Source organism: Enterococcus sp. C57 (assembly GCF_040887305.1).
GTDB classification, from domain to species: domain Bacteria; phylum Bacillota; class Bacilli; order Lactobacillales; family Enterococcaceae; genus Enterococcus_B; species Enterococcus_B hirae.
Genome location: NZ_JBFOFP010000019.1, coordinates 1 through 1,358, shown reverse-complemented (window position 1 = coordinate 1,358; position 1,358 = coordinate 1). Strand labels below are relative to the sequence as shown.

Below are 1,358 nucleotides of genomic sequence, written 5' to 3'. Positions count from 1 at the left end.
ACCTGATTGCTTGGGCTCCTTTCTCAGGAATTAGTTGTTGGATTGTACTTGTCCATTCATCGAGGGTTAGCTTAAATTGCGCAATGATTCCTTGAATAAAGGCTTCTTTTTCTTCTTTCTTCGCTTGGATCAAACTTGCGAATAATACACGTACTGAAGCAAGTAAAAGTCCGCCACCACGACCTTTTTTTACACGGTAGAACACTTTGTGTTCTTGCTTTAAGGCGATTAATGCACGATCCAGACTTCTTAATGGCATGTTCAATTGTTCCGCCAATTCTTTTTTAGACAGTTTCAAATAAGGCATACGAAGATCGCTTTTTTCGCTCAAATAGCGCATGATATCTTCTTGCCATTCATGTTTATGACTATATTCTCGTTGTTCACGTGGTTTCTTGAACTTCCACCACCCACGACGTTGGATAAATAACTCGTTTCCTTGAATGTCTGAAGCGATCCATTCCTGGCATAATTCTAAAACAAAGTCACGATTAGCTGCTTGATAATTTCCAGAATACGCACTTTTAACAATTTTTCGCACTTCGCCTTCAGACAACGGCTCATTTAAGCGTTCGTTAAACTCAAACATGTTATACTCACAGGTTTCTTGTCCATAACCAGAAGAATAATAAGCCAAAGAGAGTGTAAAAATCACGTTATTTCGTCCTAAACGACCTTCTCCCCCGATAATATTTGCTTTTCGTAGCAACAAATCAAACCAAGGCTCATCGACTTGCCGATACTCTTTTTTCTCAGGAAAAACAATCAATTTCGCACTTATTTCTGCTTCAGTTTTTTGGTTAGATGCCCTTTTCATTGACCAATTTAACCAATCAGAGAAAGAATATTGATTTTCTAACTCACAAAAAACGATATTTTGTTGGTTTGGGAATCGAGCAATCCCAAAATGGTTACAACCTACATCGATACCTGGTAATTGGTTAGCTAATTGTGTCCGAATCGTTGTAGAAATACGTTTTGCCACTTCAATTACTTTGAAATTACTCTTTTTCGTCACATAAGCAGGTGTTTTTAACACAAAGTAAACTTGATAGCCATGATCCGATTCTAAAATCATCGTTGGCATATATCCTAGTTCATCCACACAAGCTAAGAAAATCTCTCCCTGGTGATTTTCTTTTGAATCGATATCTACCACAAAAGTATTGATTTGACTTAAATTCTTTTCTGAGTGTCCTTTGACAACTGAACGATTTTCGTCTGCATAAGTCCCATAGCGATAAACATTTGGTGTCCAATGGGTCAGTTTAGACTCATTTTCTAAAATCGCTTCTTCAGACGTAATAACCATGCCACGCCCTGCGTTCATCAATTGTTTACTGCGGTACGCAAAGATT

The 1,358-nt window shown here is 37.8% G+C and carries 1 protein-coding gene; it reads right to left on the bottom strand.

The genetic code is table 11. The annotated features are described in order from the left end of the window. The coding region (locus AB5M32_RS13585) for a primase C-terminal domain-containing protein (protein WP_368024526.1) at positions 1–1,357 on the bottom strand (1,357 nt) is incomplete at its 3' end. Position 1,358: the final 1 nt, after the last annotated feature.